This window comes from Vibrio sp. 1CM7H, assembly GCF_023161645.1.
GTDB classification, from domain to species: Bacteria; Pseudomonadota; Gammaproteobacteria; order Enterobacterales; family Vibrionaceae; genus Vibrio; species Vibrio diabolicus.
Map to the genome: position 1 here is coordinate 536654 of NZ_JALNTV010000003.1, position 24460 is coordinate 561113.

Genomic DNA, 24460 nt, shown 5'->3' on the forward strand with positions numbered 1-24460 from the left:
ATTTAGGTCGTGAGAACTGATCCAAGTCAATTTTTTTTACACTCTGAAATATTATACTCAGTCCTGAAAGCAATTTACTAAGACGTTTGTTTTCTAAGTGACTGATAAACAGTAAAAACGATAAGTAATAGCCTTAGTAAAAAGTTTTTAATATTTGTTAATTTTAGGAGATTCCCTATGCCTGTAACTAATATGGCTGAACTAGATGCAATGATTGCTCGCGTTAAGAAAGCGCAAGAAGAGTTCGCTACTTACTCTCAAGAGCAAGTAGACAAAATCTTCCGTGCAGCATCGCTTGCAGCTAACCAAGCCCGTATCCCGCTAGCTCAACAAGCGGTTGAAGAATCTGGTATGGGTATTGTTGAAGATAAAGTAATCAAGAACCACTTCGCTTCTGAGTTTATCTACAACAAATACAAAGACGAACAAACGTGTGGCATCCTAGAAGAGGATGACAACCTAGGTACTATGACTATCGCTGAACCTGTAGGTATCATCTGCGGTATCGTACCAACGACTAACCCTACATCTACAGCGATCTTCAAATCTCTAATCTCTCTGAAGACTCGTAACGGTATCATCTTCTCACCACACCCACGTGCGAAAAACTCGACTAACGACGCAGCGAAACTGGTTCTAGACGCAGCAGTAGCAGCGGGTGCACCAAAAGACATCATCGGTTGGATCGACCAACCTTCTGTTGAGCTTTCTAACGCTCTTATGAAACACGATGACATTGCTCTTATCCTTGCAACTGGTGGCCCAGGCATGGTTAAAGCAGCTTACTCTTCTGGTAAACCAGCAATCGGTGTAGGTGCAGGTAACGTTCCTGTTGTTATCGACGAAACTGCTGACATCAAACGTGCAGTGGCTTCTATCCTGATGTCTAAGACTTTCGACAACGGCGTAGTATGTGCTTCTGAGCAGGCTGCAATCGTCGTTGATGAAGTGTACGACGAAGTAAAAGAGCGTTTTGCTTCTCACAAAGCTTACGTACTAAGCAAAGCAGAAGCAGAAAAAGTTCGTAAAGTTCTTCTTATCGATGGCGCGCTAAACGCGAAAATCGTAGGTCAGCCAGCAGCGGCAATCGCTGAAATGGCAGGCGTTAAAGTTCCAGCAGACACGAAAGTCCTTGTTGGTGAAGGTCTAGGTAAAGTGTCTCACGATGACGCATTCGCTCACGAGAAACTATCTCCAACTCTAGGTCTATTCCGTGCTGACAACTTCGAAGACGCGGTTGCTCAAGCGGTAACTATGGTTGAGATTGGTGGTATCGGCCACACATCTGGTCTTTACACTAACCAAGATACTAACGCTGACCGTATCCGTTACTTCGGTGATAAGATGAAGACAGCTCGTATCCTAATCAACATCCCGACTACTCACGGTGGTATCGGTGACTTGTACAACTTCAACGTTGCGCCTTCTCTAACTCTAGGTTGTGGTTCATGGGGTGGTAACTCTATCTCTGAGAACGTAGGTCCTAAACACCTAATCAACAAGAAAACTGTAGCGAAGCGAGCTGAAAACATGTTGTGGCATAAACTACCTAAGTCAATCTACTTCCGTCGTGGTAGCCTTCCAATTGCTCTAGGCGACCTAGAAGGTAAGAAGCGCGCATTCTTAGTAACTGACCGTTTCCTATTCAACAATGGTTACGCAGATGACGTAGTAAGCCTACTTAAAGCTCAAGGCATGGAAGTTCAAACATTCTTCGATGTTGAAGCTGACCCAACGCTTTCTGTAGTAGAGAAAGGTGCGGCTCAAATGGCTAGCTACCAACCAGACGTTATCCTAGCGCTAGGTGGTGGTTCACCAATGGATGCTGCGAAGATCATGTGGGTAATGTACGAGCACCCAGAAACTCACTTCGAAGAACTAGCAATGCGCTTTATGGACATCCGTAAACGTATTTACAAGTTCCCTAAAATGGGTCAAAAAGCTGAGCTTGTATGTATCACTACAACTTCAGGTACTGGTTCAGAAGTTACACCATTTGCGGTTGTTACTGACGACAAGACTGGCGCTAAATACCCACTAGCTGACTACGAAATCACGCCAAACATGGCTATCGTTGATGCTAACCTAGTGATGAACATGCCTAAGTCTCTAACAGCATTTGGTGGTTACGATGCAGTAACTCACGCTCTAGAAGCTTACGTATCTGTTCTTGCGAACGAATACTCTGATGGTCAGGCTCTACAAGCACTTAAGATGCTAAAAGAATACCTACCTTCAAGCTACGCGAACGGCGCTAACGACCCAATCGCTCGTGAGAAAGTACACAACGCAGCAACTATCGCTGGTGTGGCATTTGCTAACGCATTCCTAGGTGTTTGTCACTCAATGGCGCACAAACTAGGTGCTGAGTTCCACATTCCACATGGCCTAGCAAACGCACTACTTATCTCTAACGTTGTACGTTACAACGCGAACGATAACCCAACTAAACAAACAGCGTTCTCTCAATACGACCGCCCACAAGCACGTCGTCGTTACGCTGAAGTTGCTGACCACTTAGGTCTAAGCCAAGCTGGTGACCGTACTGCTCAGAAAATTGAACGTCTACTAGCATGGTTGGATGAGCTAAAAGTGAACCTAGACATCCCAATGTCTATCCAAGCGGCAGGCGTAGCTGAAGCAGACTTTATCGCGAAACTTGATGAGCTAGCAGTTGAAGCGTTCGATGACCAATGTACTGGTGCGAACCCTCGCTACCCACTAATTAGCGAACTTAAAGATGTGTTAATGGCTTCTTACTACGGTAAAGCATTCGTTGAAGGTGAAACTTTCGAAGGTACAACAGTTATCAAGAAGAAAGCAGACCAAGAAGCAGCGAAAGCGGCGCCTAAAGCAAAGAAAGAAAAAGCTGACGCGTAATTAAGAGTCGTGTGAGTAAGGTTTTCGCTAGCACGAAACCTTAACCGGGAAAAAGTAAAGCCCCAGTCATTTGACTGGGGCTTTTTTTGTTGAAAGAGTTGAGTAATAGCGATCCGTTTACGCAACAAACACGTTGTCCATTCATACTTCTGTAGCAACCACTCTGCCACTAAAATACTCATTTGATACGATATATGCGGTATTGCGAACCAATTCATCTTGGATCTCGGCCCAGTGTCTTTCGTTAAGTTCTTCTCTTGTATGGTTTACCGAAGGAATGACGCCACCAACCCGAATATTAAATGGAGTGAGCTCTTTTGCCCAACTGTGAGTAAAACCTGACACCAAAGCAGCCATGCTTTCGACTCCCGTTAAATCTTCATGGCTGTCATGGGAAATGACGTTAACAATTACCCCTTTCTTATTTCTAGCGCGAAATCGTTCGGCTCCCACTTGGCCATAGGTGTAGAGGAAACGTGCTGCAGAAGACAAGTGATCAATGTAAGTACTCATAGGTTCGGGAGCCATCAAGCCTGGCATGGGAGAGCTCGTCCAGCAATTGACTATCACGTCTGGTGTCGCACGCAGCTGCGATTCTATTTGATCAAACAGTAAGTTAATCGACGTTGTGTTATCACTGCACACATTCATCGCATAGACTTTATCTGTGAAGGCACTAATCTGCTCATAGCTCGCTTTTAGAGCGCTAGAGTTTTGGTCACAAAGAATCAACGTCGCTCCAAGGTGAGCAAAGTGACTAGCACAAGTCCTTCCTATAACAGAACCTGCAGACGTGACGAGAATAATTGATTCTTTAATATCCATAACACCTTCACTGTATCCGTGTGTGAAAAAAATACACCAGTGGTTTGTGCTATTAGCATGGTTGAAATTAGAAAGGCTCAGTGTGAAAGACTTCAAACTAACGCTTTTGGATGAGGACTATTGTGCGGTAATTTGTAAGGCGTCACATTTCTGACTGTGGATACTGCAAGCTGTTGGTTGAACAATGATCTCTATACTTGCAGTTGAATTTGATACTGACGTTGAGCCGTCACTAGTTGATTGTATAGCCCTGCATCTGGGATGAGGTTTTTGTTGCGCTCGCCCAATTTGCGTCGCTCATGACCGGATAGGTTGTGATAAACGTCTTCAGGAAGATTAAACGTATCTTCCGGCAAGTAGGTCAGGGCGTCAGGTTTCAAGTAGTGACTCAGTTTCGCTGAGGGTAGACCTGCACCGTGGAATTGTTTTGCTTGCTGTGCTGCTAGCTCATAGCTGCTGCTATCAGAACGAAGAGCTTGAGGCGTTGACAATTCAAGTTGTTGACGGAGTATATCTTCGCTGGTGGCTACTTCTTTGATTTCCTCTACAGGTACAACGTCGCGTACATCGTTAGAAAACATCGACAAAATCAGTGCAAAATCAGCACGACGTCCTTCGTGGACAGCATGGTTGATACCATTGCCGAACTGAAGTTCGTTAATAATTGCCGCTTTGTCTAAAGTATGAATTTGCATGATGTTCCTCGCTCGATGCCATTTTAACGGCGTGTCTGAGAAGAACTTTAGGAAAAAGAAGAGATTAAATTGAGTTTTTAAGCGAAAAATAAAAAGCTCGCTGGTTCAGCGAGCTTTTAAAATAAGACTAAATTGAACTTAGGGGGAAGTAAAATTACTTCGCTAGGTTCTCAGCTACGAAGTCCCAGTTTACAAGTGCCCAGAAGCCGTTCATGTAATCAGGACGTACGTTGCGGTAATCGATGTAGTATGCGTGTTCCCACAGGTCAACAGTTAGAAGTGGTGTTGTACCTTCTTCTGTTAGAGGAGTAGCAGCGTTAGAAGTGTTAACGATCTCTAGAGAGCCGTCAGCTTTCTTAACAAGCCAAGTCCATGAAGAACCGAAGTTGTTGATTGCTGAATCAGTAAACTTCGCTTTGAATTCTTCGAAAGAACCGAATGCTGCGTTGATTGCGTCAGCAACTGCACCAGTTGGTTCGCCGCCCGCGTTTGGAGCAAGACAGTGCCAGTAGAACGTGTGGTTCCAGATTTGCGCTGCGTTGTTGAATACGCCACCAGTAGAAGTCTTGATGATCTCTTCTAGGGTTTTGCCTTCGAACTCAGTGCCAGGGATAAGACCATTTAGCTTAACAACGTATGTGTTGTGGTGCTTACCGTGGTGGTAGTCTAGAGTCTCTGCTGAGATGTGTGGTTCTAGTGCGTCTTTCGCGTAAGGAAGAGCTGGTAGTTCAAATGCCATTACTCGATTCTCCATTGATTTGAAAGGATGACCTTTCGATTGCTTCCAGTGTTTTTTATAGCTATGTAGCCTTTAAGGCTGACTTGCTAAGTATTTTAGCAAGTTTTTACTTTATTAAAACCCCGATATGAAAATATTTTAAGGGGTTAGCGGCTGTGAAGTGCTGAATTGTTCGCCATCAAGCAACCTGAATTTAAGCCTTATTAATTATATGGTTTTTATTCTGTCGTTATTGAGTAGAATGTGGCAAATAAACAAAGTTCAAACCCATGAATGAGGAAGCGATGGAAACTATCGACAAAATCAAACAGCAGATCTCTGAAAACTCAATCCTGCTGTACATGAAAGGATCACCGAAACTGCCAAGCTGTGGTTTCTCTTCTCAAGCGTCACAGGCTCTAATGGCATGTGGTGAGAAGTTCGCTTACGTAGACATTCTGCAAAACCCAGATATCCGTGCTGAGCTACCAAAGTACGCACAATGGCCAACATTCCCTCAACTATGGGTTGAAGGCGAGCTTATCGGCGGTTGCGACATCATTCTAGAAATGTTCCAAAAAGGTGAACTTCAGCCTCTAATCAAAGAAGCTGCAGCGCGCGCTGAAGATCAAGCTGAGTAATTCGTAAATACTTACATTTAGCGATAGAATACGAAGGAGCCGTACTGGCTCCTTTTTCTTTTTAGGTTAGTGGAATGAACATAAAGCTTTATTATGTGTCGCCACCTTGCCTAACCTTCTTAATCGTTGCTATCCCTTGCTATACATAGAGTATAAGTAATTCATCAATCTGACTGTGACCTATAAATAACGACAAAAGCTGACCTTTGTCGCCATTTTGTCGCCATAATTGGCGACTAGATACTAAGATTTGTTAGTGGGTTGAAACGTACGGCATCACTCAGGTGATTTGGCGAAAAATGAGCGTAAATCATCGTGTGATCGATATGCTGATGGCCGAGGATTTCCTTCAATACGAGAATGTTGCCGCCATTAGTCATAAAGTGACTCGCGAAGGTATGACGTAAAACGTGAGTGGCTTGGCCTTTGGGTAAATGGGGAAGGGCTTTAGTCAGCCATTTGTACGCCACGCCGTAACCGCAAGTGAAAAGGCGGTCATTGGTTGGCTTATAGATTTGGTTATACAACTCTTCAGAAATCGGTACCGTTCTGTTTCGTTTTCCTTTGGTATTGTTGTAGGTAATGCGGTGTTTTGTCAGGTTAGAACCCTTCAGATAAATCGCTTCCCTGATACGTGCACCAGTTGCTAGGCAAACTTTATATATCCTTGTTAGCTCATCGCCAATCGGGCTTTGTTGGGCCACTTCAAACAAGTGACGAATCTCTTGTTCGGTCAAAAACGCCAGCTCCGATTCCGGCTTTTTGATTGCCTCAATACCATCAACTGGATTAGGTAGTTTCCACTCTCCAAGCTTTATCAACTTATTGAACAACGCTTTGAGCAACCCAAAATCCACATTATTCGAAGCAATGGAAAGTTCTTTGTGTTGTTGGCCACGACCTTTGTTAGAACGGCTAGAACGGTAAGTCGCGAGTTGCTTTGAATTAAGGTACGAAGCAATAGGATTGCCTAAGTCTGAAACCATGCTTTCCAAGCGTAAGCGAGTGTGGTCACCAGATTTTAGGTTTTTGCCATGCAGCTTAAACCACAATTCGACTAGGTGAGACAATCGACGGTGATCAGTCTTATTACCTAACCACGGCTTGTCATCCACTTCTTTCATTAGATGAAACTCAAAAGCCGTAGCTTCACCTTTGGTAGCGAAGCGTTTACGGACGCGTTTACCAGCTCGGCCTTGCGGGTAGCACTCACAAAGCCAAGGTTTTTTGCTGCCGTCTTTCAGATTTCGTATCGTCATGCTGATATTAAAGTGACTGTTTTTATATACAGTATTTTCAAGTCAGAGATTTTGCAATGTTTAAGTTGATAGTGAACGAACAAGAATGACAAAAATATGGTTGGTATATGGTACTAAGGCACGACAGAATCGATTGGTGATGTGAGTTGACGCTCCTCAAGTTTGTCGAAAGATTTTAGCAGTTAGCGTTTCTAGAAATACGTACAATTTAGCAATTGAATCGCCTACTGTTATTAACCTATTGATTATTAATTGAAGTGCTATATAAAAGATTGCATCATGAAGATATAGAAAGCGGTTTAGTGTCGCTTAATAAGTTAAGTGTCAGGAGATATTATGGATAATTCGATGGTGTTTGAGGTTAACGATGGAGTTTTTTGGTTGTCAATAATAGTAGGTCTATTAGGTATTGTTGCACTTTTAGTGTTGTATCGTTTTGGGAGTCACGTATACAGCAAGACTTGTTGGGATTCTTGTAGGGTAAAGGAACACTGGGTCCTCGATAGGCTGTTAAATAATCAACCAACTAATAATGAGCTAAAAGCGCTTGTCGATACATATGCTGATCATCGTGAGCGAAGAAATGAGTTTTGGGCAATTTATGGCCAGGTTGTTCTAGCTATTTTTATCGTATTAGTTTTAGCTATTTTGCTTTTAACTAAAACCATCAGTGCGGAAGCTGGGCTTCCTATACTTTCGGCCGTATCAGGTTTTGCTATTGCAAAAGGAATAAGTTCTGGAAAAAGTTCGTCAGGATTTGGGCCAAATGATGATGAGCGTAGGCCTAGAGGGTAACACTTAACTAACCGAATAACAGAGATTCGCTAAGCGTGGTATTTTTACTATACGTTGCGCTTAGTGTTTATTTTTGTTTGCAATGGCTTTGGCTTAACGGTGCTCACCCTTTTACAAAGTGTTATGTTTTGGAGAAATAATGGAATTTATATACGCAAAAGAGTTAAAAAAGGAATTTTCCGTAACAGGATATTTTTATAATCTAGTAATTAAAAATGTTATGTTTCCATGCCGTAGCGTATTAGAAATCAAGTCAAATTCTTTAGACAACTCCCCTAATATTAAGCCGTGTGCAGTAGTTGTAATGATGAATCCGGGATCTTCTAAACCAGAAAACCCCGATTATGTGCCTGCTACTATTACAGTTTCACAAATTAAGGATAGTAAGTGGGATAAAGATTTGATCCCAGCGAATCCCGATAATGCTCAGTATCAAATTATGCGTCTGATGAAAAATCGTAACTGGAAGTATGTACGAGTTTTGAATTTGTCGGATTTACGAGCCGGCAACAGTAGGGAGTTTTCAAATCTATTTAATAAGGCACTTAAACTTGATAGCACAAGTCCACACAGCTTGGTTAGCACAAATAGGCAATGCGAACTAAAAGCACATTGTGCTGGGGTTAAAAACGTAACAGCGGCATGGGGTTCAAACTATGTGCTTAAAGAGTTAGCTGAGGAATTTCTTAATTTGTTCCCGGATATTCGTGGTCTACCTTTGGATTACCCATGGTACACGTATCCAAGTCCTTACAAGAAAGCCCAAAAATTAGAGTGGCTTAAATTAATGGGCTAAAAAAGATGTCAAAGCATTTAAGCGTGATTCCTAACGCTTGGCATCATTTATTGTTTTGATTGCTCTATGCGCGTTTTAAGCAAGGATATAGCTGTTTCAGCTTGAAGTTCTGGAGTTCTGTTAATCACCAAGTCAGCTATCCAAGTCAAAGCATTAGCAGTGGAGTTAATAAAGGATCTCATAATTTGCAGTTGGTTTGTAGATTCTGCACCAGCGGCCTCAGCACCCACTTCAGAGATAATGCTGTCTAATTCGTCTCTTTTCTGAGTCCAATTTTTAACTACTTTTAGTCTATCTATTGGATTGTCGATTTTTGCGTCGTCCATAATGACGGGTATTACTTTGCTAACAAACTCCTGCTTTTCATTTTGTGCTCGTTCGTAAACGAGACGAAGTTCATTCATGCAGTGTGATGATTGGTATAGTGACTTTTCACTAATAATCATAAATACGAAATCGGCCTTACCGATTTCTTTCTCAAAAGCTTCGATGCTATCTCCGCTATTCATAGAGTCTCTATCACGGAAAATCTGAATACTGGTATCCGATTTTAGTTTATTGAATATGTCATCACATACTTTCTGTTTTGGGTCGTCTTCGTTTTTTCCCCAAGCGTATGAAAAATATACGTTTGGTTTACGGTTAGGGTCTAGGACACCTTCACCAATATTGGCAAACGGCTCTTTTTTTTCTTGTTCCAATCGGCTTTCCTCTTTTTCTGTTGGTTCACCTTTAAGCCACTTGAGCGTTGCTTTTGCATCTAAGTGCTTGGTTTTTAATATAGAATCGATCAAGTGCTCAATCAGATTTGGTGACGCAGCTTGTACTTTTATATCGATGTAACCAGGTTGGCCATAATTGACAAAATCTTGAGAGTCTTTCTTTTCCTGTTCGGTCAACAGACTGCAATTAAAAAGCACTTTAGCTCTGTGCTTGCTATCATAATAACAACACCCATATTTCCAGTAACAGGCTTCAGATTTTGCATTCTCCCCTATTTTACTAAGCAAATAACGCATAGTAGCGTCATGTAGAAAATCATAATTTAGTCGGATGTGGTAGTTAGGCTCGGCACCTTGCCAAGTTTGTTCAATTCGTTGTTGACTAACTTCGAATTCAGGAAGAGCGTCGGGAGCGATATAGCTATCATCGTCAATTTTAAAACAAGCACCACATTGCGTCATCATTTCAATAAATAAGTGTTTGTCTTCACTAGCTAAGTATCCGACTTCACTGTTTTCTGCATTTTTCCAAAGCAAACGTTCTATAGTTTCCTGATTAAACGTACCTCCCATGCGCAAAAGATACGGGATAGCATCTTCTCTATGTAGCAATAGATAAACACCTTGAAGTGCCCATTGTTGATTCAGAATTAGTTGATTGTTGAAGCACCCTTTGCGATAGAAAACTTTGCCTGACTGATGCAAGTATGAAGCAAGCGTTTCGGGGGCGTGGACATAACATTCTTCACATAACTCTAAGTATTCAGAGTAAGGAAGAGTATCAATGGACTGTTTTTTCAATTGCTCTATTTTTTCAACTATTCTCAACCAAGATTTAGGTATCCAAACATCACCGTTTTGAGACCGCTGAAAATCTACAGCACGCTTAAAGTGGGGTTTAAATATATCTAAGCCGTTGTCTAATTTAGCGCTTAAAGTAAGTGGTAGAACTTTACTAATTGGAGTTGGCTGTGGAATGGGGGCTGTTTGATCCTTACTAGCATCATCACACTGACTTTGGCAAATCAGCACATTCGCATTTTTCCCAGCGAGCGATTTTAGATACGCCAGCCAATAACTAAGAGGGCGGTTGCGTATTTGAATCTCTTCACACTCTACTACGTCTGTATTTTCTGTTTCTGGAGTCCAGAGTAGTAGGTATAAAGCTCTATTATCGATGAACAGAGAGTGTGTCCCCAAGTAGACATCCTGTCCTCCAAAGTCCCAGCATTGAATATCAACATTGCCATCATGCTCCGCTTGAAAATTGAAAACTTCGATGCCATGGGTACTAGTAATAGTGTCGTCATATACTTCACCACGCAGCCTTCTTGCTAGTTGAGTTTTCCCAATACGTCCATTACCAAGAAGCATTACCTTTACCGCTGATGGAGATTCGTAGCCTTGGGTCAATACTTCTTCATACCATGACTCAATTTTTTGAATGTCACCCATTAGGGTTAGTTCCGCAGGTATATGTTCGCAGTAGGTGATCCCGCTAGTACTAATAGTTGTTTTATCAAAGAATAACTTTTTCGATAAAGGCCAGGACATCCTCAACGATCTAGTGTCAAATAAAAATATGCTCCTCAAACTATCTAGGGATGCTATATTTTCAATTGATGTCAAATTGGAACAATTATCGATGAACAGGCTAGATAACTTTGTTAATTGTTCGATTCCAGCAAGGGTTGCTAGAGAGGTATTGCCGTGAACTCTAAGATCTTCAAGATTTGATAGCGTCGAAATCGAGGATAAGTTCTCTATTCCAATATTACCTATTAGAGCTAAGCGTTTTAAAGAACAATTGTGCTCTATAGAGTCAAGAATTTTTTGGCTTTCTGAAAAAACGTCAAGGCTTGTTAAGTTTGGAAATGCAGCTATATTAGAAAATGACTCGTCGCCAGTTAATGTCAAGTGAGTAATACTTGGAAAGGAAATAGACTTACATTTATCATCTGATAACATGCCATTAACATGGAGGCTTTTAAGGTTAGTTAACTTGCAAAGGCACTTTAAAGGAAATGTAGAAACACCAGAAATATTAAGTTCTTTTAAGCTGGATAGATTCGATAATACTTCTAGGTCAGGAGAATCTGAATTCACATGTAAGGAAAGAATCTCCAGTTTATTTAAATCCTTTAAGAAGTTGAAATTGTGATTTTTTTCTTTAGATTCAATGGCTAAGGTCTTCAGATTAGTCAATTTCCCCAAACAATCTAGATTTTCTTGATATAAGTTGAAAGAAATATCCAATTCTTCTAGTTTTGTTAAGTTTTTTATTACTTCAGTGTTCTCTAAGTTATAGTTGTAGAGCTCTAATGTTAAGCTTATGAGAGAATCAGCTGCTTTAATTGGGCTGATATCAAGAGTAGAATTAACATCGGATTTGAAATTCCAAGAAGCTAACTCTAGATGTTGGGGTTTTATTTTTGACAGTTTGTCAATAAAAAATTTATGAACCTCTAGATTTTCGGAATTAATAGATAACGAATTAATGTAACTTAGTTTTGACCAGTCAAAATCTTTAAAAAATGATTTTTGGTCGTCATCAATTATGATGGTAATATCGGAAAAATTTGTGCCTATATTTATTAATTCTGAAAGAAAATTTAGGTCATCTAAATCTCTAATGGTAAATAATGTTATCTTTTTTATTTTTAGGTTTGATTTTAATAGCTCTTTATAAATTTTTTTATTAAATTCAATTTCATCTAAGTTAGATATTTTAATTAGAATGTCAGGTCTTTCAGATAGTGATTTACATTCTTTGATTTTTAATTTTTTTAGTTTTGGAAGCTCTAATATTTGCTCAATTGCAGATGCTCCAATTTTACCTAACTTAATTTCTTCAACGTTTATTAGCGACTCAATATTAGAGAATTTATGGATTACACCCTCATTTGATATGTTTAACTTCTTTAGTTTGTTTGCACACTTTTTTATATTATCTGGAAAAAAAACTCTGCAATCAAACCCGGTATCACGGTTATCTAAGGTACGGATTGACAAAGTATCGTTTGGTTTGTCAAGAAATTGATCGATAGTATGTTCAATATGGTTTCTGAGAGCGAATCCTACGTGAAAGTCCTGCATTATCTCTTCTCCAACGTCACCGCTACGCGGCCAATCACTTTGATATCTTGTTCTGATACTTCAACCGTCGCGTTGCCAAACACGACTGCTAATTTGTTTGGTAATCGTTGAATATGGTTGATAGACATACGCCCATTCATATCAATCAAATACTCGCCACTTACTGCATCGTTCTGTTTTTTATCTACCAGAAAGCGGCCGTCGTTCGTCTCGATTTCAATGGTGTTGCTGGCTTCTAAACCCCAAGAGTTAAACATACGCTGTGCATATGGGATTTCTCCAGTTGGCACAAGTTGACCGTTCGTGAGGCAGAAGCTCTTAATCGCTACGACGGCTAGCTGAGGGTTCTGTAACTCTGGACTAGATGAAGTCACCTCAGCTTCAGGCGCTTTTTTATTACCCCAAAAAGAGTGGTGGAGATCTGTCAGAGGGTAATCTTTTGGAAGAATTAGTTCGTGAACAGGGATTCCTGTCCTCAAATGAATACGAACAACTAACTCGTGAGAGTTCCTATTGTGCGCATTCCATGTGCTAATGGTTTGTCGACTTACATTAGTCACGTCTGCTAACTCTGCAAATGTCGATAACCCTAGAGAGTCCTTCAAGGTTTGAGTAAACTCCTCACCTTTTAGGTACTCGAAAATTGATATTTTTTGTTGACTATCCATATAAGTTGATCAATATTGTACTCGAAAATTGATTGTCATGCCGACCAAAGCAAGAGACAACCGAAGAAGATAGACATAAATACAAGGATATCACCATGTTAACGTACAAGATACCTCCACTAAGTCCATATGTGACTTACGAAGAATACTCTCGCCTTACTGGTTTGCCGATGGGCACCATCAAGCAATACGTGACTGAAGGTCGCGTTATCATCAAGCCAAAAGACAAACGCCGCGATAAACCACTGATTAACATGGTTGCTATGCACGAAATGGCGGCACGTGAAGCCATTACTGCGCTTGGGTAAGTAATGGGCTTTTCCTCTCTTATTCCAACTAAAACGCACTGCCCAATGTGGCTGAATGTGTTCGCGTTGGTTGTCATTCTCGTACCGCCTTTCATGTAAGAGTGTGGAGCATGGACGCAAATATCGCTATGTGCGGATTCCGCGAACGCAAACAGCATTCTTTTAACGCTGCGTGCTGCGACTTCGCCATCAATCACAATATGGAAAAGCTGGCTCCACGTATCGGCCTGACTGGGAGAATGTTGCGTAACAAGCTCAACCCAGAACAGCCGCACAAGTTGGACCCAGTGGATTTGGCATTGCTGAGCAAAGAATCCGGCGATTACACCATTGTGAACACACTCTTTGCTGACCTAGGTGTGGTGACGGTTCAGTTACCTCAAGACGGCGAAGAGAAGAACCTTTTAGAGCGCACACTACTTAACAGCCAATATTCAGGTGAGCTGTCTAGCGATGCAATGCACATGTGCATTGCAGACCGTTTACCTCGCAGTCAAAAACGCAAAACCATAGCCAAGGTTCAAGCGGCCATCGGCAACTTGGTTTTGTTCGTCAATGATTTAGAAAACCGCACCACCGGCTTTCAGCCACTCATGCAAATGGGCACAGATTTCCTCGCCAACGGTGCGCCACTTCCAGGCTTAGCCTAAGGAGAGCCAATGAGTCAGTTAGCTATTCAACAGGAACAACAAAAGCAAATACCCAACGCCAACGAGAGCATTGCCGCTTGTAAAGCTTTGTTCAATGGTTCCGCTACACGCGGCAAGTTGAAGCAGTTGTGGAACACGATGCCACCACGCTTTCGCGGTATGGTTTTAGTCGCCGGTGATCTGAGAGCCTCGGAGCATGTGCGAGAGTTTGAAAGCTTTAATGATTTGGAGCTTCAAAAAATCCGTAACGGCATGCAACAGATTAAAGAAATCGCAACGTTGTTCGATCGCAATCTTGGTGACGTTCGACGCCTCAAGCATTGCCAATTCAGTAGTACGCATTAATTCTCCAAGCCTTTGCCCCTGTAACAGGGGGCTTTTTTTTTCGTCTTAGCGTAGGAGCATAAAAGATGAATCTAAAAGAAGTTGCAAACAAACTCGCTATCCAAACAACCATCAATAGTCTGTTCGCTTTGGCGTTGGATAGCTCAGACGTCATCAGTATTCGTATCGAGTACTCATCAAAAATGAGCCTTCTCAACGTGATTGTGTTCGACGAAAACACAACGAATCACGCTCACAACGTTGTGTTGGTTGATAAAGAGCGTGCGCTTGAAGAGCTACTGAACATTGAAGATTACCTGATTGAACGCATTGCTGTTCGCCGTGATCAAATTGAATCGGAGGATGCAGCATGAGTAATAGTTCGAGTGAAGCCAAGCAGTTAATTGAAATGTTGAAAGATCGATTGGAAGAGTGTTGTGACTGCATTGAAGCTGGATATGAGATTACGCGTTCTGCTGGATACACGACTATCGATGCAGAGTTAACGGTGGAAGGCGGGCGCTCTTTTATTGAAGAGGCGAGTCGCTACTTAGAAGAACAGGAGCGAGCTTCATGCAATAAGCCGCAATAATGCTTTGCCCAGATGGCGGCATCATCCGCCATGAAGACACCCAACAAGTCGCCAATGTAATGGTTGGCGACTTCGACTCACTAGACCAAGCGATCGAACAAGCGTGTGTATCCCTCAGTTGTACTCATTTATCCAAAGGCGTTTTGAGCAAAGGCAATGGGAAAGGCGGCTTTATGTTGGTAACGACCCAAGAACTGGAGGCGGTATGAAAAATAAAAGGATCACTTCAGTTATTGTCGGTGATGATGTCATTCAAATTTTGGAAGGACGAACAAAGACATATGAAAAGTGTGCTATTGCATATTTTGCAGGGCCGGAAGGATGGGGCATAACCATGACTATTCGACTCGAAGAGGTCGACGGTTTTCTGAAGTCTCCTGATACACAGAGACTATTTGTTAAGTTTTCGAAAGAAAAATTAGGGATAGAGTATGAACCAGTCTGACCTTCTCTATATCGGCGGGGCAGTGATGCCCCTTGACCGAATCAAAAATAATGATGCCAGCTATAAAGCTGGTTTTTTAGGTTCCAAAATTTACTCAGACCAAGAACAAGCACTTCTAGATAGTGGAATGGTCAAAAAAATAGCGATATATGACCGCGTTCCCAATCGAAAGTCTAAGCGCGAACGAGATCTTCAAGAGCGAACTGACTTCTATAAATCTGTAAATTATCTCTCGGAACACGACCGCGAAGCGGCGGCGAGAATCGCCGAAGAGTATAGGCTAGTCAAAGGGCGCAAAAGTCCGACAGAGAAATTTCGCCACAGAAAAGACAAGCAAATTAAGCAATTGATGAGTCTGAGCAAGTCTCTACGCCCTAAAAGTATCATCAGCAATGCCGACGCCAACTTCAGCCATGATGCTTTGTATGAAACGAACGAGCGCTCCAAACCTGCCATTCTCAATCAGAATGGAAAACGAGGACAAGGCGAACCTAAAAAGATTCCTATTTCAATGCAGCTAATGCACCGGTCTTGGAATGAAACTTATAAGTTTCAGGCGGTAACCGAAACGCCATCTAGTGCTGCGCCTTCGGAAAACAGTGGTGAGAGATTCTCGGAAAAGTTGACGTCCCGTTCTGTTTCTAAAATCTTTGAGGCAGGGGCTTACACTGCAGCTTGCCATGGTGGTTTCTCTACTTTTCTCACGCTGACCTTCACCAAGGCACAACGAATGGCCATATTCGGTGGAATGTTGGATGGAAGTGAGTGTGTCAGCATGGGGTCGCATCATCCAATAATCTATAAGCGCAACATGGTGACAGTACATCCTAAGCGTGGTGAAAAGAAAGTTGACCAACCAATCACGGATATTGGTGGAGAATACTGGCTGTTTCCAACCTTAGATAGTAAGCGTGTTAAAGCTATGAACCAGGGCAGTGTCATAGCCGGGCCGTATTGCGATCTTAAACAAAAGCCCAAGCAAGAGTTCTCGATGGAAAAAACCTTAGAGACAACGATAGGTAAAGAAGTCTCTCGTTTTCTTGATGGCGCAAAGAAAATGTATCAACGCGGCTGGGTTGCGGATCATACCATCCAAGTTGACAAAGATAGTGGACGAAAGTACTGCGACTTATCCCAGGATAAGGTTGCTAAACATGCTCAACCCAGCGATGTTGGGCCGACTAACTTACCTACTGATTTCCATTACATATGGGTAGCCGAGTGTCCAGCCAATGAAGATGGAGAGCCTAATCCACACGTTCATATTTTGCTACGTTGGACAGTACCAGAGCATCTCTTTAGTCCTTGGGCCAAGCGACTCGAAAAGATATGGGGGCATGGGTTTGCGAAATTAGAGCGAATCAAAAAGCCAAAAGCCGCCGGTTCTTACATCATCAAGGCTGTTGGCTATGCCGCGAAAGGTGAAAATGCTGATCAAGGGCTAATCAAGGGAAATAGATACAATATTGCGAAGTGCTCAAGAGCTCCTGCCTGGGAAACTCTTGCTTCGTTTGAAGCTGGCAATATGACTGCAATAATTAAGGAGTTGGGCTACAAACTTGAGCAATGGAAAAAGCCAATTAAGCGGCAAATCCGCAAGCTACGAAATGCCAAAGAGCAAACTATCAAGGCCAAAGCGATCGCTAAAAAGCAGCAGAAACCTGAGGAATATCAGAACAAGCTTTATCAGAGAATCATCCGTTTGGAAAAACAGGCCGAAAAGCTGAGTCAGAACTTGCATAGCAGGGGAGTGCACGTGAATACGAACAATCGCTTCTGCATTACGTTTGAAGGAGAACTGGCTAAGGATAAAGTAGACAAGTTTATGGTTTGGGCTGCTGGTGCAAGAGGGTGGTCATTGAATTGCAGAGGTTTGGACCTGAGCGATATAAAACAAGACGCGAGCCACTTCTATCAATCTGAATATCAGCGATTTAAGGAGAATCAGTCCTATTGGCAATCACTATTACATGAATCTATACCACACATGGAAGTTGATGAAAGTGAGCTTTTTTATTGGTATAGCATTACGGCAGATTATCTCGAGGGGCGGCTTTTTCCAATATTGAGTTAGTCCGGTTTGTGCCGTCATAAGAACTTGAAGGCTAGAGTAGTGATTCGTTATTTCTTAAAGCTGATTTTAAGTGCTATTGTTTGCATAAAAATCTGAGCGGTAGCCCACATAAAAGCTATTGATTATTTGCTCGTCAGTTATGTGAATGTTATCCAACGGCTTTGTTTGTTCGAGGGATACGAGTATGAAGCATAATTTGAGTATAGTTGGACGAAAAACGAATCGCCCAAGTAATCCAACTGCAGCTGAGTTGGCCTTAGATCGTTTTGATGCGTTAGTCGACGATTTCTATAGCAAGTATCGTGTGGCTCCACCTGCGGGTGAAACTGAACAGCAAAGAGCAAAACGATTGCAGTTTGAAGCACAAGACTTGAGGTTTTTGAAAAAGATGAGGATTGAACTCATTGCTCATGCTCGAGTTGAAGATATGCAAGCTAAGTTGCAATCGTACTCTGCAGAAAACTTAAAAAAAAATGCGAAAGAGTTGTTCGTTGAAAAGCATCATCCGACGACGAAACTAGCTAATAACCTAACCGCTGCAGGAGAGCCTAAACCAACTAAAAACCATGAGCCTCACCATATCATTCCTGGCTCGGGAAGGTTTAGAAAAGCAGAAATGAGAGCTGCAAGATTAAATTTGCACATGCATAAAATTGGTATAAATGCGCCCGTAAATGGTGTTTGGTTAACAAATTATGCGAAACATACGGACTTTAACTGGGAAGCACCTAAGTCTCCGGCTCACCGTTCGATCCATACATTTAATTATGAAACCTGGATTAGTTCCAAATTTTCGAAGGGTATTCCGAGTAAACAGCACTTTGAGGCTAACTTACTTCGGGTCAAAATGGAGTTGAAGAGTGGCACCTACCCTAAAGAGGTCTTGGAAGCTAAGAATGAAGTTTGGAAAGGATGATGAAGGTTTATAAAATTACAGATGATTTAACTAAGTTTCAGTCGGTATGTTCTGGCCCAGATGAAATCGCTACCCAGTTGGGGGATTTCGACTATTTTGAGAGAATCTTATTGCAGGCTGTTGAAAACAAATCACTGAAAGATATTTGGAAGCCTTCAGAGGTCGAGTTTGAAGATGTGTTAACCGACAACTCTGTATTGCCTGATATTAGTTTATGGTTACGAACATATCTTGTTTTATCGCCGAGGGCATATGAAGCTTTAAATAGTTGCTTATCTGAAAGCGGGGATTTTTTACCTGTCAACTATCAAGGTGAACAATGGTATTTATATACATCGCTGACTTTTGGAAAAGAAGATAGACCAAAGTGTGTAGAAAAAATTTCATATGGAAGCCCTGATGGTTTAGAGGTTCTAGCATTCATTGATGATGATGTGAAAGATAAAGTGATTTTTAAATCGAGGTTAGAAGGGGCCGGAAACTTATACTGCACAGAAAGATTCAAGGCTATGTGTGAACAAAATCAGCTTAATGGGCTCGTATTCTCTTCTAATCTGACAGATCCATTTAGTTAACGAATGACTTGATTTTAAACAGCCCTTCCGCAAAGAAAGCAGAGCGAGAGCTCTGCTTATATTTAATATTAGAAACCTAGGGTTTAATTCTCGGAGTTCTGTCAATAATTGTAAGGAGTATCACGAGGTACCGGTAAGCGATCAGCTAACCAGAATTTTAGCCCCTGTGAATAGTCGGGCGAATAATCCGCCGAATATTGATGAACCGGCACTGGCAGCACTGTTAAAAGGCAGCAGTTTACGCATTGATAATGAGACTAGTATCCAAATCCGCGCAGCGGAGATCTATGAGTACCGCAACGCTCGTCCAGCTCAGCTGGTTGAAGTTACCCGCACACCTGCAGAAAACAATAGCTGGATGAATTTTGAAGATTGGGACCAGGCATTAGTCCAACCAGAACAGCAAGAGTATCAACAACCAGACCCGTTATTCTTCCCAGAGATGGAAGATGATTGGCCGTTGATGTGATACTTAAGGATTAGTTCCAGTAGATGTTGAGTTATCTTGTACGAGTAGGTCACATCGCTGGAGACATCTTTCAGCGGTACTAATAGAATCTTGCGCACTTTCTAGATCAGGAGTATCAGAAAGTTCATAATCAGCTACTTGTCTTCGATCTCGTTCTTGTTTCAGCATATAAGCGAGCCCTTTTAAAGAGTTAAAGGGAAGGCTTTCATCATTTGCTGCATCTGTTTGAAGATAGTGTATTAGTGAACCGTGATAGCCTTTATTGGGATACAATATTTGTTCGTGATCCAGAATAGATAGCACTTTATGGTACATACCGTAGTAACAGCGACTTATGCATGAGCGTATATTAATTTCGTTTTGCTCTAACGCCATAAGTTCCTTGGCTTGCTCAAAAAAGTCTTCTGCTTTAACCGGCATATGCTTCTCTCATTTTGATCATTGTTCCTCGCACTGACTCAAATCTAGCGACTAAAGGTAACGTATCCAAATTGGCTTCAATGATTTTTTCACCTAAATCCCAGTTTAAATCCGCAGTTAGAACCTCTTGAGATTCAATCTCAACAAAATAAACAAGACTGATGTAATCCCCCTCATGCGAAATAGACATGCGGCATTTATTAAGAATTAGGTGTGGATTCTGCTCGACTATTTGCGCTGCAAACTCACTTACGCTACCAAAGGTTTCTAGTGGAATCTGAAGTGTATTATGACCATGGTCCATGATTTCTTTCATACATAATAACCTGTTATACATACCTTCGTACGCCTCAATGAAATTACATTTCTTAAGAACGTCGAATAGAGTCGAACAGATATGATAATTTGGTAAGCAATCGACGATTAACTCGTAGGCATAAATCAAGCCTGATTGCTCCACATTATCAACAGTATCTAACGCTAAACTCAGCAGTGTTTTAGGAAAACCATTAATAGCTAAGGTCGTAAGGGAGTTGTTGAATGTTGCTGGGTGTTCAAAAACCTCCAAGCACTCTAAGCAGAGAGATTTGGCTTTTTCTTTATCGCCAGATGCAGTGTAGATTAAAGCAAGAATAGAAAGAGATTGCTCATACGAGGGCAATTCTTTTGCTGCTTTTACAAAACGAGCTTTTGCCATTTCGTTCAATGGGGTGTCAGTAGTAATGTATTCTAATACATCAGCCAACAAGCCGTTCGCTTTGGTCTCTGCTGCAATATGCAAATTTAGCCACCTAGTACATTGAAATATATAAGGTCAGAGAAACTGACAAGATGAATGGATTTATCTTGTTGTGTTTTTAACCGATTTGAGAGCGCCAATACTACTAGAGCCTATTAACATGAGCAACAAGTACGATGTCAAATTATGCCCTATGTCGACAATACTCAGCCGTTATCAGCTACTATCGAACTCTTAAGCGTCTAGCAAGTATAGACTATTCTCGAGTTAGTCAATCAGTCACGAAATTTTAGATTTGCGTCCATATATTAGGTAGTTGCAGCCTGCTCAGATTGTCCCAGACATGGCTAAACAAAATTCGTAATGAGTGAATCATGCCCAAAAATCACTGTAGAATCCTGTATGTATATACAGTATATTTCAATGGTAATTAGTAAGGGTGTTGATATGTCGAATGAAAATCAAAACGATATCATGTTGTCTGCTTTAGAAATCGTCATTGATGGTGTAGCAAATAGTGAGGCGACAGAGCGAACTCGAGCGGCAGGTGCATACATAGCAGGCTTAATACTGGCGGATGCGAAAGGGCAGTTGGACTCCAAAAAACAAAAAGCCATCTTGAGTATTATCGAGATGGCTTGCGAAACGGAGAGTACTGCTTTTATGTCGAAGTAATTTATAACATAGATAGTTGGTGTTTGAGCTGTTGCCGTGCCTCTGGCGGCAACGCCTTACACAAGTTGAATGCCAGTTGGCTTGTCGTTTTTGCCGATGGGCTCAACGTATGGCTATAAGACAAATTCATCACAAAGGTATGTCCACATTCCGGGTCACTGCAGCTGCAATACAAATCTGAATGACTGTTGGTTAAGCGGTTGGATTTTTGGATACGGCTTTTGCTTCCACACTCCGGGCACAACACTCTCATATAAAACACCTGGCTTATTGACTGACTTAATAATCATACGTCAAAAGGCTGTGTTTTTATACAGTTTTTGGGGCGGGTTTAGGCCGTATCTCCATGTATTAAATTGAAGTTAAGGCGCAAGTGCTTAGGTACCTCTGGGTCTGAGTTCACCTCATCCATAATCAACTCACAAACAGGAATGATCTCATCCTTGGCGTATTCACTGCCTATCTTCGTTGGATCGCCTAAACTGGTCGTGCCCTGCGGAATAATTCCTGCTTTACCTACTGGGAAGCGGTGGCCAACAAGAATGTCCTGAGCGGTAATATTTTTGATGCGCTCAAACTCATCTTTGGTGGCGATATCACCAACCGGAATCAGTTGAATCCCTTTCTCTTTGCCGTTCGGAATATTCACAAACATACTGCGGAAGTTACCCACGCCTTTAGAACTGGCGATCTTCTGCTTCAACATTTCTTCATCTTCTTCACTAAGGTTTGGGTCGGTGGCGTAGAAGATAAAGCCCATGTGTGCGCCGTTCTTATAGTAGCGACGGCGGAACAAAGTCGCGTCTTTATTCAACAAGCTGCTTTGAATGCTACCAAGATAATCCGCCAAACCGTAGATTTGCTGCTGCGGATCGTACTGAGGCAAGAAAATAACATCTTCCTTTTTATATTCGCGTTGCTGGTTGTCGCGTTCCAAAATGACGAAATTGCCGTTTTTGCGTCTGCGAAGGTACATGCCAGGTAATGGATGCAAGCGAACCACACGTTTGAAACCGTCACGGATTTTAAGAAAAGCAGCATCGCCAAAGGTGAAGTAATCACGGCAAAAAGCTTGGATATGTCGGCGGCGGGTAGCGCCTCCATTTAGGAAACGTCCGGCTACGTAGTTAGCTCGGGCTATCAACAGTGAACCATGATAGGCATTGGCACGAGCGATATCAGCCAAGCCGCTGCGTGAAATAGGAGGCTCCCAATAGTCGTCACCATCGTTGTAAAACAAATCTGAATAGGTGGTCATCCAACTGTTTGAATCGATGGACTCTGGTGAGGAATCGATGTGATAGACCGACTCTGGCGCGTGTTCTTCTTGTTTGACTAAAGTGTTCATTTGCTCGGTCATGCTGCAGTGGCCCAGGTTGATTTAGTTGGTGTTGAATGATCTAACGGCTCGTTAATGATGGCGTGAGAGATTGCCCAAAATGCATCGGCGTGTCCGGTCGTTTCGCTTCGTTCGGCCTTAAAGGTCATAGCGTTACCGCTGGCGGTTGGCACGCGCTTAATCGCCATAAATGCCATCGCAATGTCTTTGTGCTGCGCATCGAACTGCAAGCGTTTGGCTTCTACGACGTCAATCATCTTCATTACCAAGCGGTTCTTATTTTCGTTGCTGTAGTGGATGGCGTGAGCTTCACGTGGGTATTTCTTTGAAATTAAGTCCCAAACACCGCCGCCAATACCAGTGGTGTCGACTCCGATGTAAGTCACTTTGTAACGCTGAAAGACTTTCTCTATTTCTGAAACGTGATATTGGAAGTTAAGCCCTTTCCAATAGTGCTTTTCTAATACACGGAATCGTTCACCCGCTACGACAGGCGGAGCGATAACCACCAAACAGGCATTGTCTCGGGTGCGGCTTGGGTCATAACCCAACCAAACTTCTCGAGTGGCAAAAGGGCGTTTGTTATTTGGTTTGAAGTCTTGCCAGTGAGCGGTATCCACCATGCCTTTTTCAAGATCAGAGAATTTAAAGACAGACAATGAACCATCGACAAATACGCACATGAATAGGTTTTTGAAGTCATCATCGCTGTATTCTTCGCGCAGTTCGTCAATGTCGAATAGGTCACAACCACCCTTCGCGGCATCTTCAATGGTGACAACATAACGCCACTGTTTGTCGGGGCAGAGTCGCCCGTCATCTCGAAATTCATCAAAGGTCGGGAATTCGACGTGGGCGCGTGAGTCTTTCCCTTTGCGCCACTGGTCACCAGTCCAGAACGGGTACGCCTGGTGCATCTTAGACGATGGCGTAGAAAAGTAGGTTTTGCGCCACTTCTTATGCGTTGCCATTGCCGAAGCTAGTTTGTTTAGCTCGTCGAACTTAGGGATCCAGAAATATTCATCGACATAAACGTGGCCGTGGTAACTCTGCGCGGTTTTGCTGTTCGTGGACAAAAAGCGCAGTTCGGCGCCATTGGAAAGAATAATCGGGTTGCCGGTTAACTCGATGTCTAAGAACTCTTTACCAATCGCAATGATGTAGCTGCGGAAAACCTCAGCCTGTGCGCGTGATGCAGAAAGAAAGATTTGGTTATCACCAGTCAGAATCGCATCTTCTAAGGCTTCACCACTAAAATAGTAAGTAGCACCAATCTGGCGAGACTTGAGAATATTACGAATACGCTGTTTGATGTTGTTGCGCATCGTGTGCTGGTACTCGAACAGAGATTCGTGCCAGCCTTTAAAGTCATCTTCTGTTAGGTGCTCAATGCTGTTTTTCTTACGGCTTCTTTTACGGCTCCCGTTACTGCTGTTCTTAGGTGAGTCACCATCACTTTTTGGTGAGCTGCCTTGCGAAAGGTGCCGCTCTACTTTGGCTTTTGCATCAGCGTGAGCTTTTAACAGCTTAACGTGGTGATCGATAAGCTTGTCCATTTCCTTGAGCTGCTGATCGGTTTTCTCATCCTTATCTATCAACACCGCCAAACGGCGATTAATCATTTCCTCAACAGAAAGTTCATTAAGCAACAAAGCCCAGCCGAATTTCTCCGCCCAGGTATAAATGATGCGCTCACTATTAAGGTTCAGTTGCGCTGCAATTTCTTTCGGAGGAACACCGCGTAAATAAAGCTTTTTCGCGGCTTCTCTTATTTCATCTGAATATGCCATAGCTGCATCATACGCGCCGAAAACTTGCAGATGACCTAGATAAGTTCCT

At 42.3% G+C, this 24460-nt stretch carries 27 protein-coding genes; 16 read left to right on the top strand and 11 right to left on the bottom strand.

Translation table 11 applies throughout. The features are described 5' to 3' along the window. The first annotated feature begins 177 nt into the window (after positions 1–177). A complete protein-coding gene (gene adhE, locus MSG33_RS14585; protein WP_012841564.1) occupies positions 178–2880 on the top strand; it encodes a bifunctional acetaldehyde-CoA/alcohol dehydrogenase in 2703 nt (900 codons plus the stop codon). A 141-nt stretch (positions 2881–3021) separates the two neighbouring features. Here adhE and MSG33_RS14590 read toward each other — a convergent pair whose 3' ends face one another. From MSG33_RS14590 to sodB, 3 genes are all read right to left on the bottom strand, one after another. Beyond that, positions 3022–3705 carry an SDR family oxidoreductase gene (locus MSG33_RS14590; RefSeq protein WP_046874522.1) on the bottom strand — a complete coding sequence of 228 codons (684 nt, stop codon included), beginning with the start codon at positions 3703–3705 and terminating at the stop codon, positions 3022–3024. Between the two features lie 191 nt (positions 3706–3896). Continuing rightward, positions 3897–4400: a VC2046/SO_2500 family protein gene (locus MSG33_RS14595; RefSeq protein ID WP_012841566.1), complete on the bottom strand. Its 504-nt coding sequence runs from the start codon at positions 4398–4400 to the stop codon at positions 3897–3899. Positions 4401–4554: 154 nt separating this feature from the next. After that, complete coding sequence (gene sodB, locus MSG33_RS14600; protein ID WP_005396533.1) at positions 4555–5139, bottom strand: superoxide dismutase [Fe]; 585 nt, start codon at positions 5137–5139, stop codon at positions 4555–4557. Positions 5140–5423: 284 nt separating this feature from the next. Here sodB and MSG33_RS14605 point away from each other — a divergent pair, with 284 nt between their 5' ends. After that, entirely contained in the window at positions 5424–5759 is a 336-nt protein-coding gene (locus tag MSG33_RS14605) for a Grx4 family monothiol glutaredoxin (protein ID WP_017635833.1), read from the top strand. A gap of 236 nt (positions 5760–5995) precedes the next feature. Here the strand turns inward: MSG33_RS14605 and MSG33_RS14610 are convergent, their stop codons facing one another. Next, positions 5996–7018: a tyrosine-type recombinase/integrase gene (locus MSG33_RS14610; RefSeq protein ID WP_248381329.1), complete on the bottom strand. Its 1023-nt coding sequence runs from the start codon at positions 7016–7018 to the stop codon at positions 5996–5998. Between the two features lie 336 nt (positions 7019–7354). On the opposite strand from MSG33_RS14610, the gene MSG33_RS14615 reads away from it, so the two are divergent. Both MSG33_RS14615 and MSG33_RS14625 read left to right on the top strand, forming a co-directional pair. Continuing rightward, positions 7355–7813, top strand: a complete 459-nt coding sequence (locus MSG33_RS14615) for a hypothetical protein (RefSeq protein ID WP_248381330.1) — start codon at positions 7355–7357, stop codon at positions 7811–7813. Between the two features lie 139 nt (positions 7814–7952). Next, complete coding sequence (locus MSG33_RS14625) at positions 7953–8609, top strand: hypothetical protein (RefSeq protein WP_248381331.1); 657 nt, start codon at positions 7953–7955, stop codon at positions 8607–8609. A gap of 47 nt (positions 8610–8656) precedes the next feature. On the opposite strand, the gene MSG33_RS14630 is transcribed toward MSG33_RS14625, so the two are convergent. Together MSG33_RS14630 and MSG33_RS14635 are read right to left on the bottom strand one after the other, a co-directional pair. After that, positions 8657–12427 (bottom strand): COR domain-containing protein, encoded by a 3771-nt coding sequence (locus MSG33_RS14630; RefSeq protein ID WP_248381332.1) that lies wholly within the window; start codon positions 12425–12427, stop codon positions 8657–8659. Beyond that, the gene (locus tag MSG33_RS14635; RefSeq protein ID WP_248381333.1) at positions 12427–13095 is read right to left on the bottom strand and encodes a helix-turn-helix domain-containing protein; all 669 of its coding nucleotides are present in this window, start codon (positions 13093–13095) and stop codon (positions 12427–12429) included. Before MSG33_RS14635 ends, MSG33_RS14630 begins: the two co-directional genes overlap by 1 nt. Before the next feature lie 95 nt (positions 13096–13190). Here MSG33_RS14635 and MSG33_RS14640 point away from each other — a divergent pair, with 95 nt between their 5' ends. The 11 genes from MSG33_RS14640 (at position 13191) to MSG33_RS14690 (ending at position 19448) form a co-directional block, all read left to right on the top strand. Then, positions 13191–13403: a hypothetical protein gene (locus MSG33_RS14640; RefSeq protein WP_248381334.1), complete on the top strand. Its 213-nt coding sequence runs from the start codon at positions 13191–13193 to the stop codon at positions 13401–13403. Between the two features lie 110 nt (positions 13404–13513). Then, a complete protein-coding gene (locus MSG33_RS14645; protein ID WP_248381335.1) occupies positions 13514–14053 on the top strand; it encodes a phage regulatory CII family protein in 540 nt (179 codons plus the stop codon). A gap of 9 nt (positions 14054–14062) precedes the next feature. Then, positions 14063–14398: a hypothetical protein gene (locus MSG33_RS14650; RefSeq protein WP_248381336.1), complete on the top strand. Its 336-nt coding sequence runs from the start codon at positions 14063–14065 to the stop codon at positions 14396–14398. A 65-nt stretch (positions 14399–14463) separates the two neighbouring features. Beyond that, entirely contained in the window at positions 14464–14751 is a 288-nt protein-coding gene (locus MSG33_RS14655) for a hypothetical protein (protein WP_248381337.1), read from the top strand. Further along, positions 14748–14969, top strand: coding sequence for a hypothetical protein (locus MSG33_RS14660; RefSeq protein WP_248381338.1), 222 nt, complete (start codon positions 14748–14750; stop codon positions 14967–14969). The genes MSG33_RS14655 and MSG33_RS14660 overlap by 4 nt, the downstream gene beginning before the upstream one ends. Then, positions 14969–15178, top strand: coding sequence for a hypothetical protein (locus MSG33_RS14665; RefSeq protein ID WP_248381339.1), 210 nt, complete (start codon positions 14969–14971; stop codon positions 15176–15178). Before MSG33_RS14660 ends, MSG33_RS14665 begins: the two co-directional genes overlap by 1 nt. Further along, positions 15175–15414: a hypothetical protein gene (locus MSG33_RS14670; RefSeq protein WP_248381340.1), complete on the top strand. Its 240-nt coding sequence runs from the start codon at positions 15175–15177 to the stop codon at positions 15412–15414. The genes MSG33_RS14665 and MSG33_RS14670 overlap by 4 nt, the downstream gene beginning before the upstream one ends. Next, positions 15401–17488, top strand: a complete 2088-nt coding sequence (locus MSG33_RS14675) for a hypothetical protein (protein WP_248381341.1) — start codon at positions 15401–15403, stop codon at positions 17486–17488. Before MSG33_RS14670 ends, MSG33_RS14675 begins: the two co-directional genes overlap by 14 nt. Positions 17489–17672: 184 nt before the next feature. Further along, complete coding sequence (locus MSG33_RS14680; RefSeq protein ID WP_017635458.1) at positions 17673–18404, top strand: AHH domain-containing protein; 732 nt, start codon at positions 17673–17675, stop codon at positions 18402–18404. Further along, positions 18404–18979, top strand: coding sequence for a hypothetical protein (locus MSG33_RS14685; protein WP_248381342.1), 576 nt, complete (start codon positions 18404–18406; stop codon positions 18977–18979). The genes MSG33_RS14680 and MSG33_RS14685 overlap by 1 nt, the downstream gene beginning before the upstream one ends. 166 nt (positions 18980–19145) lie before the next feature. Further along, complete coding sequence (locus MSG33_RS14690; protein WP_133280138.1) at positions 19146–19448, top strand: hypothetical protein; 303 nt, start codon at positions 19146–19148, stop codon at positions 19446–19448. A 3-nt stretch (positions 19449–19451) separates the two neighbouring features. Here MSG33_RS14690 and MSG33_RS14695 read toward each other — a convergent pair whose 3' ends face one another. Then, positions 19452–19868 carry a hypothetical protein gene (locus MSG33_RS14695; protein ID WP_248381343.1) on the bottom strand — a complete coding sequence of 139 codons (417 nt, stop codon included), beginning with the start codon at positions 19866–19868 and terminating at the stop codon, positions 19452–19454. Next, positions 19858–20649 carry a hypothetical protein gene (locus MSG33_RS14700; RefSeq protein ID WP_140305231.1) on the bottom strand — a complete coding sequence of 264 codons (792 nt, stop codon included), beginning with the start codon at positions 20647–20649 and terminating at the stop codon, positions 19858–19860. Before MSG33_RS14700 ends, MSG33_RS14695 begins: the two co-directional genes overlap by 11 nt. Positions 20650–21030: 381 nt before the next feature. Between MSG33_RS14700 and MSG33_RS14705 the strand changes: the two genes are divergently transcribed. Continuing rightward, positions 21031–21282, top strand: a complete 252-nt coding sequence (locus tag MSG33_RS14705; RefSeq protein WP_180760671.1) for a hypothetical protein — start codon at positions 21031–21033, stop codon at positions 21280–21282. 1 nt (position 21283) lies between these two features. On the opposite strand, the gene MSG33_RS14710 is transcribed toward MSG33_RS14705, so the two are convergent. The 3 genes from MSG33_RS14710 to MSG33_RS14720 form a co-directional block, all read right to left on the bottom strand. Further along, positions 21284–21535: an ogr/Delta-like zinc finger family protein gene (locus tag MSG33_RS14710; protein ID WP_079765352.1), complete on the bottom strand. Its 252-nt coding sequence runs from the start codon at positions 21533–21535 to the stop codon at positions 21284–21286. Between the two features lie 78 nt (positions 21536–21613). Beyond that, positions 21614–22642, bottom strand: a complete 1029-nt coding sequence (locus MSG33_RS14715; RefSeq protein ID WP_065870462.1) for a phage portal protein — start codon at positions 22640–22642, stop codon at positions 21614–21616. Continuing rightward, a complete protein-coding gene (locus MSG33_RS14720; protein ID WP_248381344.1) occupies positions 22639–24411 on the bottom strand; it encodes a terminase family protein in 1773 nt (590 codons plus the stop codon). Before MSG33_RS14720 ends, MSG33_RS14715 begins: the two co-directional genes overlap by 4 nt. Between the last annotated feature and the right edge of the window lie 49 nt (positions 24412–24460).